Source organism: Ochrobactrum sp. 19YEA23 (assembly GCF_029909865.1).
GTDB classification, from domain to species: Bacteria; Pseudomonadota; Alphaproteobacteria; order Rhizobiales; family Rhizobiaceae; genus Brucella; species Brucella gambitense.
Map to the genome: position 1 here is coordinate 256,188 of NZ_JASAMQ010000001.1, position 14,710 is coordinate 270,897.

Genomic DNA, 14,710 nt, shown 5'->3' on the forward strand with positions numbered 1-14,710 from the left:
AGCGGATTGCGTGTGAGTCTGTGAAGATGTCTGCCGTTCTTACCAATGTAGAGGATAGCCCTATGGCAACCGTTAAGGTCGATAACAGCAATTTTCAGTCGGACGTTCTTCAGTCGAACGAGCCGGTCGTGGTGGATTTCTGGGCGGAATGGTGCGGTCCATGCAAGATGATCGCCCCGGCGCTCGACGAGATCGCTGCGGAAATGGCCGGTCAGGTCAAGATCGCCAAGGTCAACATCGATGAGAATCCGGAACTCGCAGCCCAGTTCGGCGTGCGCTCGATCCCGACGCTCCTGATGTTCAAGGACGGCGAACTCGCAGCCAATATGGTTGGCGCTGCTCCGAAGAGCCGTCTTGCCGACTGGATCAAGGCTTCTGCCGCTTAATCAAAGCGCATCCCGAAAAGTGTGATACGGTTTTCGGAAAAGATGCGTGTTAAGACGGCATAACAGCATTCCAATAAAAAACCCGGCCTTGGTGCCGGGTTTTTTATTGCTTGAAGAAGCCCGCGTGGGCTTATTTCAACTTCTTCTTGATGTCGGTGTTGCCGGTATTAATCGGCTTGCATTCGTCATGCGTGCCCAGAATATAGTATTTGCCGTCGGCAGAAGGATTCGTGCCGATAGCACAAAATGGCATTACCTTGATGCCAGTTCCCTTTGCATTGGCTCTGTTTGTAGTACTCGCAGCAAAAGAAGACGCAGCCGAAAAGCCCATAAATAGAATTGTTGAAATAATAATTGTATTTCGCATTTAAATATCCATCATTAAAAATACAATCAGTAATTAATGGATATAAATAAAGGCGAAATAGTGATTAATAATTATCTCATAATATTCTAAATTTATTAGGTTGGTGGCGTATTGTTCTCTTCCAATACTTCGCCAGCCAGATAGAGCGAGCCACCAATCAGGATGCGTGGTGGGATTTCATCGGCAGGCCATGTATCATGCAGGAGCTTCAGCGCATTGGCGACCGAGTGGACCGGTTCGGCTGACAGGCCGGCCTTTTGGGCCGATACGGCCAGCGCATCGTTCGGTATGCCCGCATCGCTGGATGGAATCGGCACGGTGAAGACATGGCGCGCCATGCCCGCAAAAGCCTCAAAATAGCCGACAGGGTCCTTGGTGTTGATCATGCCGGTAATCAGGAACAACGGGCGCGCATTGCGTTCTTCGAGATCGCCGAAAGCTTCTGCAATCACTGCGCCTGCGCCCGGATTGTGACCACCGTCGAGCCAGATTTCCGACGTTGCGGGTGCGAGATCGACCAGTGTGCCGTGCGTCAGTCGCTGCATGCGCGCGGGCCAATCCACAACCATCAGCGCTTTTTCAACGGCCTTGTCGGGGATATTGAAGCCTGCAAGCTGCACCGTTTCGATAGCGGCGGCGGCATTGGCAATCTGGTGACGGCCGGGCAAGCGTGGCAGCGGCAGGTCGATCAGCCCGTCTTCATTCTGGAAGACCATGCGGCCATGTTCTTCAAAGGCCAGGAAATCCTGTCCATAGACCGAAACCGGGCAGCCCAGACGATCCGCCGTGGAAACGAGCACTTCCCGCGCCGCATCGAAAGGCTGAAAGCCAACAACAACCGGGCAATCCTTCTTGATGATCCCGGCCTTTTCGGCGGCGATCAGCTCCACGCGGTCGCCGAGAAAAGCCTGATGGTCGATGGAGACCGGCATGATCAGCGATACGGCCGGTTCGGGAATGACATTGGTCGCGTCGAAGCGACCGCCAAGGCCGACTTCCATGATGACGACATCAGCCGGATGCTCGGCAAACAGCACGAAAGCTACGGCGGTGAGAATTTCAAAGACCGTAATGTGCTGGCCGCCATTGGCAGTTGCGACGCGCTCGATGGCATCGGCCAGAACGTCGTCCTCGACGAGTTTGCCGCCGCCGGGCGCAGCCAGACGATAGCGCTCGTGCCAGTTGACCAGATGCGGAGAGGTGTGGACGTGGACGTCAAAACCGCCCGCTTCAAGAATGGCACGGCAGAAGGCGGTCGCAGATCCCTTGCCGTTGGTACCGGCAATATGGATCACGGGCGGTAGTTTGAGGTGCGGATTGCCAAGCCTCTCCAACAGACCGCGAATGCGGTCCAGGGAGAGGTCAAATCCTTTCGGATGCAGTTGCATCAGCCGCTCGATAGCGGCAGCCGCCTTGCCTGCCACGATCTGGCTGCCCATATCAGGCCGCCTTGCTGTCGATATCCGGCGTTGGCGATACCGGGCTGTCGGTGTTGGCCGGCTGCTTGGTCATGATTTTCAGGAGACGTGCAATCGTTTCCTTCAGCTCGGTGCGTGGAACAACCATGTCCACCATGCCGTGTTCCATCAGGTATTCAGCGCTCTGGAAGCCTTCCGGCAGCTTTTCGCGGATGGTCTGTTCGATCACGCGCGGACCGGCAAAGCCGATCAGGGCACCCGGTTCAGCGATATGGATGTCGCCCAGCATGGCGTAGGAAGCCGTCACGCCACCCGTGGTCGGGTTGGTGAGCACGACGATGTAAGGCAGGCCCGCTTCTTTCAGCATTTCCACGGCAACAGTGGTGCGCGGAAGCTGCATCAGCGAGAGAATGCCTTCCTGCATGCGCGCGCCGCCTGATGCAGCGAACAGAACCAGCGGACGCTTCAGCTCGATGGCCTTTTCGAAGCCCTGAATGATCGCCTCGCCGGCACCCATGCCGAGCGAGCCGCCCATGAAGCCGAAATCCTGCACGGTGGCAACAATCGGCAGGCCTTCGATGGTACCGAGGCCGTTGATGATGGCATCGTCCATGCCGGTGCGGGTGCGGTAATCCTTGAGACGGTCGATATATTTCTTCTCGTCGCGGAATTTCAGCGGATCAACCGGAACCTTCGGCGCTTCAAGCGTGGTATATTCGCCATTGTCGAAGAAGAAGCGCAGGCGATCTTTCGCCTTGATGCGCATGTGATGGCCCGAAGACGGGATCACGAACTGGTTGCTCTCCAGATCCTTGTGGAACACCATCTCGCCGGTCGACGGATCCTTGATCCAGAGGTTTTCCGGCATTTCGCGACGACCAAGCATCGAGTTGATCTTCGGACGAACGTAGTTGGTGATCCAGTTCATGACGTTTGGTTCCGTTTCTTGTTCTTCGACGGCAAGCATTTCCGACAGAAAGTGCGGGCGTCTTTGCGCCCGCTCATGCGGAAAAGCAACTCTACCCGCTTAAATGGACGATTTATTGGGCGGCTTCAAGGCGTGTCGTGCGAACGCTTTGCGCCAGTGCACCGACAAGTTTGCTGACAGCGGCCACAGGATCGCCCTTAAGGGCGCCTTCCGGCGTCAATTCACCGGCCACCGCATTGACGATTGCCGTGCCGACGACGACGCCATCCGCATGGGCGGCAATAGCGGCAGCCTGTTCCGGCGTCTTGACGCCAAAGCCGACGCAGATCGGCAGATCGGTGCTCTTCTTGATGTGACGCACCGCGTCGCCGACGCGCGCCGTGTCGGCGATGGCCGAGCCGGTAATGCCGTTCATCGAGACATAATAGACAAAGCCCGATGCATTATGCAGAACCTTCGGCAGACGGTTGTCGTCGGTGGTCGGCGTGGTCAAGCGAATGAAGTTGATACCGGCTTTCATGGCCGGGACGCAAAGTTCGGCATCCATTTCCGACGGCAGATCGACAATGATCAGGCCATCGACGCCCGAAGCCTTGGCATCGGCAAGGAAGCGCTCGACGCCATAAATATAGATCGGGTTGTAATAGCCCATCAGCACGATCGGGGTCGTGTCGTCTTCCTTGCGGAATTCGGCAGCCATGTAGAGCGTCTTGGTCAGCGATTGTCCGGCTTTCAGGGCGCGCAGGCCAGCAGCTTCAATCGCCGGGCCGTCAGCCATCGGATCGGAAAAGGCCATGCCCAGCTCGATCACATCCGCACCGGCCTTCGGCAGCGCCTTCATGACCTTGAGCGAGGTTTCGAGGTCGGGATCGCCACCCATGAAATAGGTGACCAGCGCCGGACGGCCCTCGGTCTTCAATGCGGCGAATTTGGTGTCGATGCGAGTGGTCATACCGTGCCCCGTGGCAAAGTGCGCGCAAGATAATCGGCGATGGGTTTGCCAGACATGGCCGTCTCCATCCAAGCGCGCCGTTCAAAGTCAATAATTCCGAGTTCCCAGACGCAGGCCATCAGCAAGGGCTGTGCGGGCATGAATTCGATCTCGTCGCCGAGTTCGGACTGCCACAGCATTTCCGTTGCGATGCCGCCTTCCAGCCACCAATGAAGCAGAAGCCAGAGGCTTTCCTCACCCTGGTGGAGAATGGCGAAACCGGCGTCCTGATGCGGCAGGGCTTCAAGCCTTGCCGCAGCATTTGCGATCTGCCTGCGGGCGATGCCCACCGCAGCTTCGGCAAGCGGATTGGAAGAGTCCGCTTCGATGATGTTGAGCTTGATCGTCGCCGGGCCGCATTCCGTCAGCCCGTCGAACCATGCGGCGCGCGGTCTGTAGGTGGAAAGCTCGGCAGCGTCTTTGCCCATTCTGTCCTCAGATATCCATGCCGAGCAACTTGCCGACCGTATGGACGTCCTTGTCGCCACGGCCAGACAGGTTGACGATCATGATCTGGTCCTTGCCCATGGTCGGGGCCATCTTGACGGCCTGCGCAATGGCATGGGCGGATTCCAGCGCCGGGATAATGCCTTCGACGCGGGTTGCAAGCTGGAAGGCATCCAGTGCTTCCGTGTCGAGGATCGGCACATAGTCAACGCGACCCGAATCCTTCAACCAGGAATGTTCCGGGCCGACGCCCGGATAGTCGAGACCGGCAGAAACCGAATGGCCTTCGAGAATCTGGCCGTCTTCGTTCTGAAGCAGATAGGTGCGGTTGCCATGCAGAACGCCGGGACGACCCGCGCTCATCGATGCGCAATGCTCGTCACCGTCGAGACCGTGCCCGCCTGCCTCGACGCCGACGATCTTGACCGATGCGTCGTCGAGGAAAGGATGGAACAGGCCAATGGCATTGGAACCGCCGCCGACAGCCGCGATAATGACATCCGGCAGGCGGCCTTCCTGTTCGAGGATCTGCTGGCGCGCTTCCGTGCCGATGACAGACTGGAAGTCGCGGACCAGTTCCGGATAAGGATGCGGACCGGCAGCCGTGCCGATCAGGTAATAGGTGTCTTCAACATTCGTGACCCAATCGCGAAGCGCTTCGTTCATCGCGTCCTTGAGCGTGCCGTTGCCAGCCGTGACCGGCTTTACTTCAGCACCCAGCAGCTTCATGCGGAACACATTCGGCTTCTGACGTTCAACGTCCGTCGCGCCCATATAGACCACGCAAGGCAGGCCGAAACGTGCGGCGACGGTGGCCGATGCAACGCCGTGCTGGCCAGCGCCGGTCTCGGCGATGATGCGCGTCTTGCCCATGCGCTTGGCCAGCAGAATCTGGCCGAGGCAGTTGTTGATCTTGTGGCTGCCTGTGTGGTTCAGGTCTTCGCGCTTGAAATAAATCTTCGCGCCGCCCAGATGCTTGGTCAGGCCTTCAGCAAAATACAGCTTGGAAGGCCGACCGGCATAATAGGTCGAAAGGGCAGAAAGCTCAGCCTTGAACTCGGGATCGTTCTTGGCCGTTTCATAGGCTTCCTGCAATTCGAGGATCAGCGGCATCAGCGTCTCGGCGACGAAACGTCCGCCGAAAATACCGAACATGCCCTCTTCATCCGGGCCTGTCTTGTAGGAATTGGGTTCAACCGGCTTGTTCAACGCTTCAGCTCCGTCATGTTCAGGCGCGTCTGGCGGACGGTGATACATCCGCATCGGCGACAGCCTGGAAAAAATCTTCAATGAGACGCACGTCCTTTTCGCCCGGTGCGCGCTCGACGCCAGACGATATGTCGATGCCCGGCGCGTGCGTCTCGTGCAGCGCCTCGGCAATGTTGCCAGCGTTCAATCCACCGGAAAGCATGTAATCGACATCCGCGTCAAGCGCATCGAGCAGGCCCCAATCGAAGGAGACCCCGTTGCCGCCCGGCAATTCCGATCCTTTCGGCGGCTTGGCGTCGAACAGGAAGCGGTCGGCAATGCCCTTATAGGGCGCGATAGCGGCCAGATCGTCGGCGCTGCGGATCGCAAAGGCCTTCATGACCGGCAGGCCATAGCGCTCTTTGACAAAGCGCACGCGCTCCGGCGTTTCATGGCCATGCAGCTGCAGAATATCCGGTTTTACGGCGCCGACGATTTCGTCCAGCGTCGCATCGTCGGCATCCACCGTCACGGCGACAACTTTCGCGCGGCCACTTGCAGCAGGGCGCAGCGCAGCTGCGGCATCGGGTGCGATATTGCGTGGGCTCTTTGGAAAAAAGATAAAGCCGATATGAGTCGCACCGCCGTCAAGAGCGGCAGCGACAGTATTAGGCGTTTTCAGCCCGCATATCTTGATATCCAAAGCCATGGGTTTCCCGTCGCACAAAACGAGGCGCTTCTCAAGCCGTTCGCACCTATTCGCAGCTAATCTCTGACGGTATGTCCGTCAAAACCGCGTGCGATCAGGAAATCATACGCTTCCATGACCTCCATGGGAACAGCCTGCGCAATCTGGTAGCCTTTGGCCGGATAGTCCAGAATGCGCTCCAGATCGCCGGTCATCTCGTTGATGAGCATCTCCACCGGATAGGAAGGGGTCGGCTGCTCTTCGAAGGAAAGGAGCGGCGCGGTCACGCTGGCCTTTGCTTCCGGCCATTGCCGGGCGACGGTGGCGTGCACACGGCGTTGTGTCTGCGGCTTGGTGACGAAAATCGGGCTGATCACGCCGGGCAGCATTTTTGCGAGCGAGAACCGGATGTTTTCGCCAATATTGGTGGCGTTCGGTTCGATGGTGATTGCTTCTTCGGGCACACCGAGCCGCATCGCCACTTCGGCAAAGGCTTCAGCTTCGCTGGCTGGATAGAGGTTTTCGGTCCAGTGACCGCTTTTGCCGGTAAAGATCACCAGCGGCGCCATGCCCTCAAGATAGAGATCGGCGGCGCGTTCCGCCACGCGCAGATCGTAGCTGCCCAGTCCGATGATGACATCGGATGCCGGAATGGGATCGTAAATGCAGTGGTAGTCCCACAGCACCTTGGCGGCGGTCAATATTGATGGGTTCATGTAAAGTCTATAGCCTGTAATGCGCTGCCATTTCGCTTCAGCCACGCTTTGCAGCGTTCCGTATCGGGGCAAAGCTCCTGACAGAGTTTCCAGAATTGCGGCCCATGATTCATCTCGATCAGATGCGCGACTTCATGCGCGACGAGATAGTTGATGACGGCCGGCGGTGCCATGCCGATACGCCATGAAAAGGAAAGAACGCCATCCGAGGTGCACGAACCCCAGCGGCTCTTGGTGTCCTTGAAGCGGACAGCCTTGGCCTTGCGCCCGACAGTCGCCGTATGGCGCACCACCAGCGTTTCGATATCCCGCTTCACCTGCCCTTTGAGATAATCGGCCAGACGGCGCGGCAAATGGCTGGGATCACCATGAACCAGCAGCACATTGCCTTCTGGGCCTTCAAGAAGCTCTACTATGCCGCGTCCGGGCTGATGCATGATGAGGTGCGGCACGCCGCGAATGGGAATTTTCACACCGGGACGCACGGCAGGCTGATCCGGCAGTTTGGTGATGCGGCTTTCGATCCAGCCTTGATGGCGCTTGAGAAAGCTCTGCACCTCGCGCTCTGGCAGGCCGGGCGGGACGGTGATGCGCAGACCTTTTCCGCCAGCTTCGATGCGCAGCGTCAGACGCTTGGCACGCGGGTTTTCGAACACACGTAACGGCAACTCGCGACCCGCCACCGCATGGATGTGCTCGCTCCGGACAGTTGCCGTATTGGCAGATGCCCTGTTGCCGCTGATTTGCCGAAGGAAGGATAAGCCCATTGCCTAAGAATAAGCGATTCGCGCGAAAAGCCAGACAAAAAAGCTTTTTTAAGCAAAACGGCGCGGTTTTACCGCGCCGTTTCGAGAGATTTCAGGGCGTTATACATCATCAAAGATCGGTGATGTCGTTCTTGCCACCCTTTGCTGGCGTCTTCTTGGCGGCAGCGCGTCGCTCGGCCATGAAGCGGTCGAACTCTTCCTTGTCGCGTGCACGGCGAAGCTCAGCGGCATAGGATCCGAATTCGGCGCGGGCTTCGTCAAGCTTGCGGCGCTCTTCGGCAAGACGGTCCAGTTCTTCGCGACGCCAGTCGTCGAAGGCTGCGTTGCCGGTTGCGCTGCCAAAGTTGAAGCTCTCGCTTTTGCGGCAGTTGCGGAAAGAACCGAACATGGAATCGGTCTTCTCGTTGACGCCGCGCTTGAACCCTTCGAGGCGGTCGCCCCAAAGAATATAGGCGAGCATGGCAAGGCCCAGCGGCCAGAAGAGAAAGAAGCCGAGCACCATCAGCGCAATCGTGGCTGGCGTCCATGCCGGTCGTATCAATGCGGAATTGGTCATGGTCTGCTCCATAATAATCAGGCCTGCCAGGTCCACATCATGCGGACATTTGTGTTTGGCGGCTTGATTTCGAATTGGTGAAGGGATTGCGGCATTTCAAGAATGCCGCAATCCGATTCCAGCCCGATTCAGAGGGAGTCAGAGCTAACCAATGTGATTATCTCGAAATTTTTTTCCGAAAATGTTCGAGAAAAGTAACGGCAAGCCCGGCAATCAGGGCCCAGAAGGCAGAGCCGACCCCGAAAAACGCCATGCCGGAGGCGGTGACAGCGAAGGTGACCGTGGCTGCGAGGCGCTCCGGTTCGTCCTTCAGGGCAAGCGACATGGCGTTGATGAACGGGCCGGTCAGGGCAAGACCGGCGACCAGCGCAATCAGCGTTGTCGGCAGGACGGCGAAGATCGCGACCAGTGATGCGCCGAACAAAGCGAACACCACATAGATTGCCGCATAGACCGGACCGGTCAGCCAGCGCTTGGTGGGATCTGGATGCGCGTCGGGATTGGTGCAGAGCGCTGCCGAAATTGCTGCCAGATTGGTGGTCGATGCGCCGAAGGGTGCGGTTAGAATGGAGAACAGGCCCGTCACGCGCAGGCAGGCGCTGGTCGGCGGCTCATAGCCCGATGCGCGCAGCACTGCGAAGCCGGGCAGGTTCTGCGACGCCATGGTCACGAGATAGAGCGGCAAGGCGAGGCCGATCATCGCGCCCAGATGAAATTCGGGCCAGACGAGGGTGAGCGTCGAGATTTCCGGGGCGGGCAGGGTTGGCGAACGGCCTGAGACAAGCGCGAAGATCATGCCGACCACCAGAACGGCGATGACCGCCAGCGATGGGTTGAAGAGGCGGATCAGGAAGAAAAGCGCGACCAGCGGCAATACGAAGACGGGATCAAAGGGGACTGTCTTTGCAGCGGCGATGACGAAGCTCAGCAGCACGCCCGCAAGCATGCCGGAGGCAACCGATGCCGGTATGCGCGACACCAGCACCGAAAGCTGGCGGATCAACCCGGTGGCAATCAGCGCCAGCGCTGTCACGATGAAGGCGCCGACAGCTTCCGCCATGGTGAAGCCGGCGCTCGCGCCGATCAGCGCCAGCCCGGGTGTCGACCATGCCGCGATGATGGGCATACGATAGCGCGTGCTGAGCCAGGCCGATGAAGCTGCGATGGCAAGGCAGATGGCCGTAACCCAGCTGGCCGTTTGGGCCTGCGTCGCGCCTAAAACCTGTGCGGCGGCAATGATCAGCGCCAGCGTGCCGCCGAAGCCGACAATGGCAGCAACCGCCGATGACGCGATGACCGAAAAGCGCATGATAATGCCCCGTTTATGCTGTTGCGGTCACGCGTTCTGCCAGACCGGAAACCGTGCGGATGAGAAGATCAAGATCCTGCGGCCGTGACAGCCTGTGGTCGCCGTCACGCACCAGCGTCAGTGTCACATCGTCAACGGGCAGATGCTCCACCAGCGTCAGTGCGTGCTTGTATGGCACGTCCGGGTCCTGCATGCCTTGCAGAATATGGACGGGGCAGCCCGTTTCGATGATGCCCTTGAGCACGAGGTTCTTGCGGCCGTCTTCGATCAATGCGCGCGTGTAGACGTAAGGGTTGGGCGAATAATCGGAGGGCTCTTCAAAATAACCCTTTTCCTGCAGGTCGCGCTTCTGCGCGTCGGAAAGGCTTGGCTCGACAAGTGCCGCCGTGAAATCGGGAGCAGGGGCGATCAGCACGATGCCGGCAGGCGACTTGCCTTCCTTCATCAGTTCCTGCGCCATGCGCAGCGCGATCCAGCCGCCCATGGATGAGCCGACAAGAATCTGCTGACCCTTGGCATATTGGTGGTAGACGGCAAGGCTTTCGTTAAGCCAGCGCGAGATCGTGCCTTCGTTGAAGTCGCCACCGGATTCGCCATGGCCGGAATAATCAAGCCTCAGAGCGCTGTGGCCGGTCTTTTCGGCCCATTGGTCAAGAATCACGGCCTTGGTGCCGAGCATGTCGGAGCGATAGCCGCCCAACCAGACAAGTCCGGGCTGATTTTTGCCCTCTCTATGGCGAACAGCAATCTTCGCGCCGTCCACGTCAAGAAATTCCGGCTCCAGTTCAGGCCCCGCATTGCTCATCTGAGTCTCCCGATAATTGGGATGTCTTTTGCCATGTCTTTTGGAGCGAGGAAACCCGCGCGATTGACCCACCCGTTTGGCACACCTTGAAATTGAAGGAAATGTGACCGATATGTCGCTTTTCGCCCCTGATTTAGCTCTTTATCACGTGGGGGTGATTTTTCCTGTCAAAGATGCTATTGACTTCGCCGCTTGCTTGACGACATTTCCGCGTTCAACTGCGGTTGGATCGGGGATATGTCGTGTAAGCGACAAAAGTTCTTGCCGTATGAACGTTAACAATCAGGAGATAACGACCATTCGCCGACCGTTCAGAGCGACGCCGGTCCAGAAAGACGGACCGCGCTCCAACCGTGACATCCGGGTTCCCCGGGTCCAGCTTATCGATGCCGAAGGCCAGAACCACGGTGATGTTTCCATTCAGGAAGCTATCGCCATGGCAGAGGAAGCGGGCCTCGATCTCGTTGAGATCGTGCCGAACGCAGAGCCTCCGGTTTGCAAGATCGTAGACCTTGGTAAGCTGAAGTATCAGAACCAGAAAAAGGCCGCCGAGGCACGCAAGAAGCAGAAAACGGTTGAAATCAAGGAAATCAAGATGCGACCGAACATCGACACCCATGACTATGAGGTGAAGATGAAAGCTGCTCTGCGTTTCTTTGAGGAAGGCGACAAGGTCAAGGTCACCTTGCGTTTCCGCGGCCGTGAAATGGCGCACCAGGAGCTTGGTATGAAGCTTCTGCAGCGCGTCAAGGAAGACACCGTCGAAATCGCGAAGGTCGAGTCCGAGCCGAAGCTCGAAGGCCGTCAGATGATGATGGTGCTCGCACCGCGCTGATTTTTCAGCATAGTCTTGGAAAAGCCGCCTTCGGGCGGTTTTTCTTTGCAATTAAGCAACTGAGCCGCAATGAATATGGCAACTGTGGAACGATCATGAAGACAATAGGTGAATTGGGGAAGTATCAGCAGCGCCGCCGTCTGGCGATTGGCGTTGTGATTGCGCTTCTGGTGATCGCGCTGCTTTTCGTCCGCTCTTCCGCTGTGGGGCGCGTGCATGAGTATATCGAGTCCATCGGCCTCAGCTTCATCGTTGCTGCGATTCTCGGGCGCATGTGGTGCACGCTGTATATCGGCGGGCGCAAGAGCGCCGAAATTGTGCGCAGCGGCCCCTATTCGATGACGCGTAACCCGCTTTATGTGTTCAGTACGCTTGGCGCCATGGGCATCGGCGCGCAAACGGGCAGCGTCATCGTCGCTGTCGGCTTCGGCGTCCTTTGCTATGTTGCCTTTTCCATCGTCATCCGCACGGAGGAGAAGTTTCTGGAGCAGAATTTCGGTGAGCCATATCGCGCTTATTGCCGGGATGTTCCCCGCTTCTTCCCGAAGTTCTCGATCTATAATGATGACGCGACGGTGACGGTGAAGCCGGATCGCCTGTATCGCACCTTTACGGACGGTCTGGTGTTCTTCGTAGCCTATCCGTTCTTTGAGTTCATCGAGTACCTGCAGGACATTCATGCCTTGCCGGTTTTGCTGCGGCTTTATTGAGTCATTTCAGTCGATTCAGCCATTGCGTTTTATGGGCTTTAAGCCTATAAGGCCGCGTTCGAACCGCCCGGCAGGGCATGCCGTGGCGGTTTCGTATGCTTTTCAGGCTCGGTCTGCCTGAAAGTAAAAACAGATTTCGGTCGGTTTCTGGCACGGGCGTCCTCCATAACAAGAGGCGTGGAGTGCCGCAGGCACGACGGAGATCACAAAGAAGGAGTAGCAAAATGCCCAAGATGAAGACCAAATCGGCCGCCAAGAAGCGGTTCAAAATCACCGGCACTGGCAAAGTTGTAGCTGCGGCTGCAGGCAAGCGCCATGGCATGATCAAGCGCTCGAACAAGTTCATTCGCGATGCACGCGGCACCATGGTGCTCTCGGAAGCAGATGCGAAGATCGTAAAACAGTTCCTGCCTAACGGCCTCTAAGCCGCTGTCCTTTAAGGAGATCATAATATGGCACGCGTAAAACGCGGCGTTACTTCACACGCCAAGCACAAAAAAGTTCTCGATCAGGCTGCCGGTTTCCGCGGTCGTCGTAAGAACACCATCCGCACCGCTAAAGCTGCAGTTGATCGTTCGAAGCAGTATGCTTACCGCGATCGCAAGAATCGCAAGCGTACCTTCCGCGCTCTCTGGATCCAGCGCATCAATGCTGCTGTCCGTGAGCAGGGCCTGACCTATGGCCGTTTCATCGACGGTCTGGCAAAGGCTGGTATCGAAGTTGACCGCAAGGTCCTGTCCGACATCGCAATCCACGAACCGGATGCATTCGGTGCGCTGGTTGCATCGGCGAAGAAGGCTCTTGAGTACCTCAAGAACACCGAAACGCCGAACGCTTTTGAAGGCGCTGTCCGCTAAGCCAGCCCTTCCCAAGTGATATTGTGAATTTGGGGAACCCGCGCTGGCTTGGCTGGCGCGGGTTTTTCTTTCTTATCTGGTGCCCACCGCAAATATCGCCGATGAAGAGGCGTGGACGTTGCAGGCGCTACAGGGATGCAAACAAGAGGCGTCGAGTGTCCCCTGGACACGAGAGGGATGCAAACAAGAGGCGTGGAGTGCCGCAGGCACGACAGGGAAGCTAAAAATGAGCGATCTTGAACAACTCGAACAAACGATCATGGGCGAAATCGCCGCCGCCAGCGATGAGCAGGCGATTGAAGCGGTCCGCGTCGCGGCACTGGGCAAGAAGGGCACGGTTTCCGAAAAGCTGAAACTGCTTGGCACCATGACCCCGGAAGAGCGCCAGATTCAGGGACCGGCGATCAACGGTTTGAAGAACCGCGTCACCGATGCGCTGACCGAGCGCAAGACCGCGCTGCGCAAGGCGGCCGTTGCGGCCCGTCTTGAGCGCGAAAAACTCGATGTGACGCTGCCGGTCCGTGAAAGCGCTGCTTCGCGCGGTCGCATTCACCCGATTTCGCAGGTGGTGGACGAGATCACCGCGATCTTCGCCGATATGGGTTTTTCGATTGCCGAAGGTCCGGATATCGAGACCGATTACTACAATTTCACAGCGCTGAATTTCCCGGAAGGGCACCCGGCGCGCGAGATGCACGACACGTTCTTCTTCAATCCGGACGAGAAGGGCGAGCGCAAGCTTCTGCGCACGCATACCTCGCCGGTGCAGGTGCACACGATGGAGAAGTTCGCTGCGATCCGTGACAAGGAAGGCCGCGACGAGCCGATCCGCATCGTGATCCCGGGCAAGACCTATCGTATGGATTCCGACGCCACCCACTCGCCGATGTTCCATCAGGTCGAAGGTCTGGTCGTGGACAAGTCGGCCAATGTCGCCAACATGAAGTGGGTGCTGGAAGAGTTCTGCAAGTCGTTCTTCGAAGTGCCGTCGGTGACGATGCGCATGCGTCCGAGCTTCTTCCCGTTCACGGAACCATCTGTCGAAGTGGATATCCAGTGCGACCGCTCCGGCCCGCATGTGAAGTTCGGCGAAGGCAATGACTGGCTCGAAATTCTGGGCTGCGGCATGGTGCATCCGAATGTGCTGCGCGCTTCCGGCTATGATCCGGACGTCTATCAGGGCTTTGCCTGGGGCATGGGCATCGATCGCATCGCCATGCTGAAATACGGCATGCCGGATCTGCGCGCCTTCTTCGACGCCGATGTGCGCTGGATCAACCATTACGGTTTCCGTCCGCTCGATCTGCCGACACTGTTCGGTGGCCTGAGCGCATGACGCAACTGCCCGAACCTTATCGCGATGCGGTGACTTTCGCCTTTGGTGATTCGCCAGAACTTGCCGATGAGTTGCTTGCGCTGGTACTGGCGGGTCGCAAGACTGCGACCTGTGCCGCGCTTGCCTCTTTCGGTGAAGACGGCGAGCCGATGCCGGTCGTCGGACGTCGCGATGTGGTTCTGGATGGTCTTGGCCGCCCTGCAGCGGTGATCGAAACAGTTGAACTGACGGTCTGTCGCTTCGATGAGGTTGATGCCGCCTTTGCAGAACAGGAGGGTGAAGGCCCGCTGGAAGAATGGCGAAAGGGGCACGAAGCCTATTTTCGCCGCAACGGCGGTTTCTCCCCGGATATGGAATTGCTTTGCGAGCGCTTTCGCGTTGTCGAAGTGCTCAAACGCTGAAATTT

General features: G+C 58.0%; 20 protein-coding genes. 7 read left to right on the top strand and 13 right to left on the bottom strand.

Translation table 11 applies throughout. The features are described from left to right. Positions 1 to 62: 62 nt before the first annotated feature. The gene (gene trxA / locus QBD01_RS01140; protein WP_078337659.1) at positions 63 to 386 is read left to right on the top strand and encodes a thioredoxin; all 324 of its coding nucleotides are present in this window, start codon (positions 63 to 65) and stop codon (positions 384 to 386) included. Between the two features lie 130 nt (positions 387 to 516). Here the strand turns inward: trxA and QBD01_RS01145 are convergent, their stop codons facing one another. The 13 genes from QBD01_RS01145 to QBD01_RS25400 form a co-directional block, all read right to left on the bottom strand. Further along, on the bottom strand, positions 517 to 753 hold the full coding sequence (locus QBD01_RS01145) for a hypothetical protein (protein WP_280991285.1): 237 nt from the start codon (positions 751 to 753) through the stop codon (positions 517 to 519). 95 nt (positions 754 to 848) lie between these two features. After that, positions 849 to 2,141: a folylpolyglutamate synthase/dihydrofolate synthase family protein gene (locus tag QBD01_RS01150; protein ID WP_078337819.1), complete on the bottom strand. Its 1,293-nt coding sequence runs from the start codon at positions 2,139 to 2,141 to the stop codon at positions 849 to 851. Positions 2,142 to 2,193: 52 nt separating this feature from the next. After that, entirely contained in the window at positions 2,194 to 3,099 is a 906-nt protein-coding gene (gene accD / locus QBD01_RS01155) for an acetyl-CoA carboxylase, carboxyltransferase subunit beta (protein WP_280991286.1), read from the bottom strand. Between the two features lie 112 nt (positions 3,100 to 3,211). After that, positions 3,212 to 4,051: a tryptophan synthase subunit alpha gene (gene trpA, locus QBD01_RS01160; RefSeq protein ID WP_182518981.1), complete on the bottom strand. Its 840-nt coding sequence runs from the start codon at positions 4,049 to 4,051 to the stop codon at positions 3,212 to 3,214. Beyond that, positions 4,048 to 4,518: a hypothetical protein gene (locus QBD01_RS01165; protein WP_280991287.1), complete on the bottom strand. Its 471-nt coding sequence runs from the start codon at positions 4,516 to 4,518 to the stop codon at positions 4,048 to 4,050. Before QBD01_RS01165 ends, trpA begins: the two co-directional genes overlap by 4 nt. A 7-nt stretch (positions 4,519 to 4,525) precedes the next feature. Then, positions 4,526 to 5,746, bottom strand: coding sequence for a tryptophan synthase subunit beta (gene trpB / locus QBD01_RS01170; RefSeq protein ID WP_113533760.1), 1,221 nt, complete (start codon positions 5,744 to 5,746; stop codon positions 4,526 to 4,528). Between the two features lie 19 nt (positions 5,747 to 5,765). Continuing rightward, entirely contained in the window at positions 5,766 to 6,434 is a 669-nt protein-coding gene (locus QBD01_RS01175; RefSeq protein ID WP_280991288.1) for a phosphoribosylanthranilate isomerase, read from the bottom strand. Between the two features lie 56 nt (positions 6,435 to 6,490). Continuing rightward, entirely contained in the window at positions 6,491 to 7,129 is a 639-nt protein-coding gene (locus QBD01_RS01180; RefSeq protein ID WP_280991289.1) for a YdcF family protein, read from the bottom strand. Further along, the gene (locus QBD01_RS01185; protein WP_280991290.1) at positions 7,126 to 7,896 is read right to left on the bottom strand and encodes a M48 family metallopeptidase; all 771 of its coding nucleotides are present in this window, start codon (positions 7,894 to 7,896) and stop codon (positions 7,126 to 7,128) included. Before QBD01_RS01185 ends, QBD01_RS01180 begins: the two co-directional genes overlap by 4 nt. 109 nt (positions 7,897 to 8,005) lie before the next feature. Next, entirely contained in the window at positions 8,006 to 8,452 is a 447-nt protein-coding gene (locus QBD01_RS01190; RefSeq protein WP_280991291.1) for a DUF2852 domain-containing protein, read from the bottom strand. Positions 8,453 to 8,609: 157 nt separating this feature from the next. Next, positions 8,610 to 9,761 carry a benzoate/H(+) symporter BenE family transporter gene (locus QBD01_RS01195; protein WP_280991292.1) on the bottom strand — a complete coding sequence of 384 codons (1,152 nt, stop codon included), beginning with the start codon at positions 9,759 to 9,761 and terminating at the stop codon, positions 8,610 to 8,612. A gap of 13 nt (positions 9,762 to 9,774) precedes the next feature. After that, positions 9,775 to 10,566, bottom strand: coding sequence for an alpha/beta hydrolase (locus QBD01_RS01200; protein ID WP_280991293.1), 792 nt, complete (start codon positions 10,564 to 10,566; stop codon positions 9,775 to 9,777). A gap of 214 nt (positions 10,567 to 10,780) precedes the next feature. Next, a complete protein-coding gene (locus QBD01_RS25400) occupies positions 10,781 to 10,972 on the bottom strand; it encodes a hypothetical protein (protein WP_318282643.1) in 192 nt (63 codons plus the stop codon). Here QBD01_RS25400 and infC point away from each other — a divergent pair. From infC to QBD01_RS01230, 6 genes are all read left to right on the top strand, one after another. After that, a complete protein-coding gene (gene infC, locus QBD01_RS01205; protein ID WP_377514034.1) occupies positions 10,949 to 11,401 on the top strand; it encodes a translation initiation factor IF-3 in 453 nt (150 codons plus the stop codon). The two genes, QBD01_RS25400 and infC, sit on opposite strands and share 24 nt — an antisense overlap. A gap of 95 nt (positions 11,402 to 11,496) precedes the next feature. After that, complete coding sequence (locus QBD01_RS01210; protein ID WP_280991294.1) at positions 11,497 to 12,111, top strand: isoprenylcysteine carboxylmethyltransferase family protein; 615 nt, start codon at positions 11,497 to 11,499, stop codon at positions 12,109 to 12,111. A gap of 224 nt (positions 12,112 to 12,335) precedes the next feature. After that, positions 12,336 to 12,536 (top strand): 50S ribosomal protein L35, encoded by a 201-nt coding sequence (gene rpmI, locus QBD01_RS01215; RefSeq protein ID WP_024898386.1) that lies wholly within the window; start codon positions 12,336 to 12,338, stop codon positions 12,534 to 12,536. Between the two features lie 27 nt (positions 12,537 to 12,563). Then, positions 12,564 to 12,968: a 50S ribosomal protein L20 gene (rplT, locus tag QBD01_RS01220; RefSeq protein ID WP_078337671.1), complete on the top strand. Its 405-nt coding sequence runs from the start codon at positions 12,564 to 12,566 to the stop codon at positions 12,966 to 12,968. A 226-nt stretch (positions 12,969 to 13,194) separates the two neighbouring features. After that, positions 13,195 to 14,304, top strand: coding sequence for a phenylalanine--tRNA ligase subunit alpha (gene pheS, locus QBD01_RS01225; protein WP_280991295.1), 1,110 nt, complete (start codon positions 13,195 to 13,197; stop codon positions 14,302 to 14,304). Then, complete coding sequence (locus tag QBD01_RS01230) at positions 14,301 to 14,705, top strand: ASCH domain-containing protein (protein ID WP_280991296.1); 405 nt, start codon at positions 14,301 to 14,303, stop codon at positions 14,703 to 14,705. The genes pheS and QBD01_RS01230 overlap by 4 nt, the downstream gene beginning before the upstream one ends. Positions 14,706 to 14,710 lie beyond the last annotated feature (5 nt).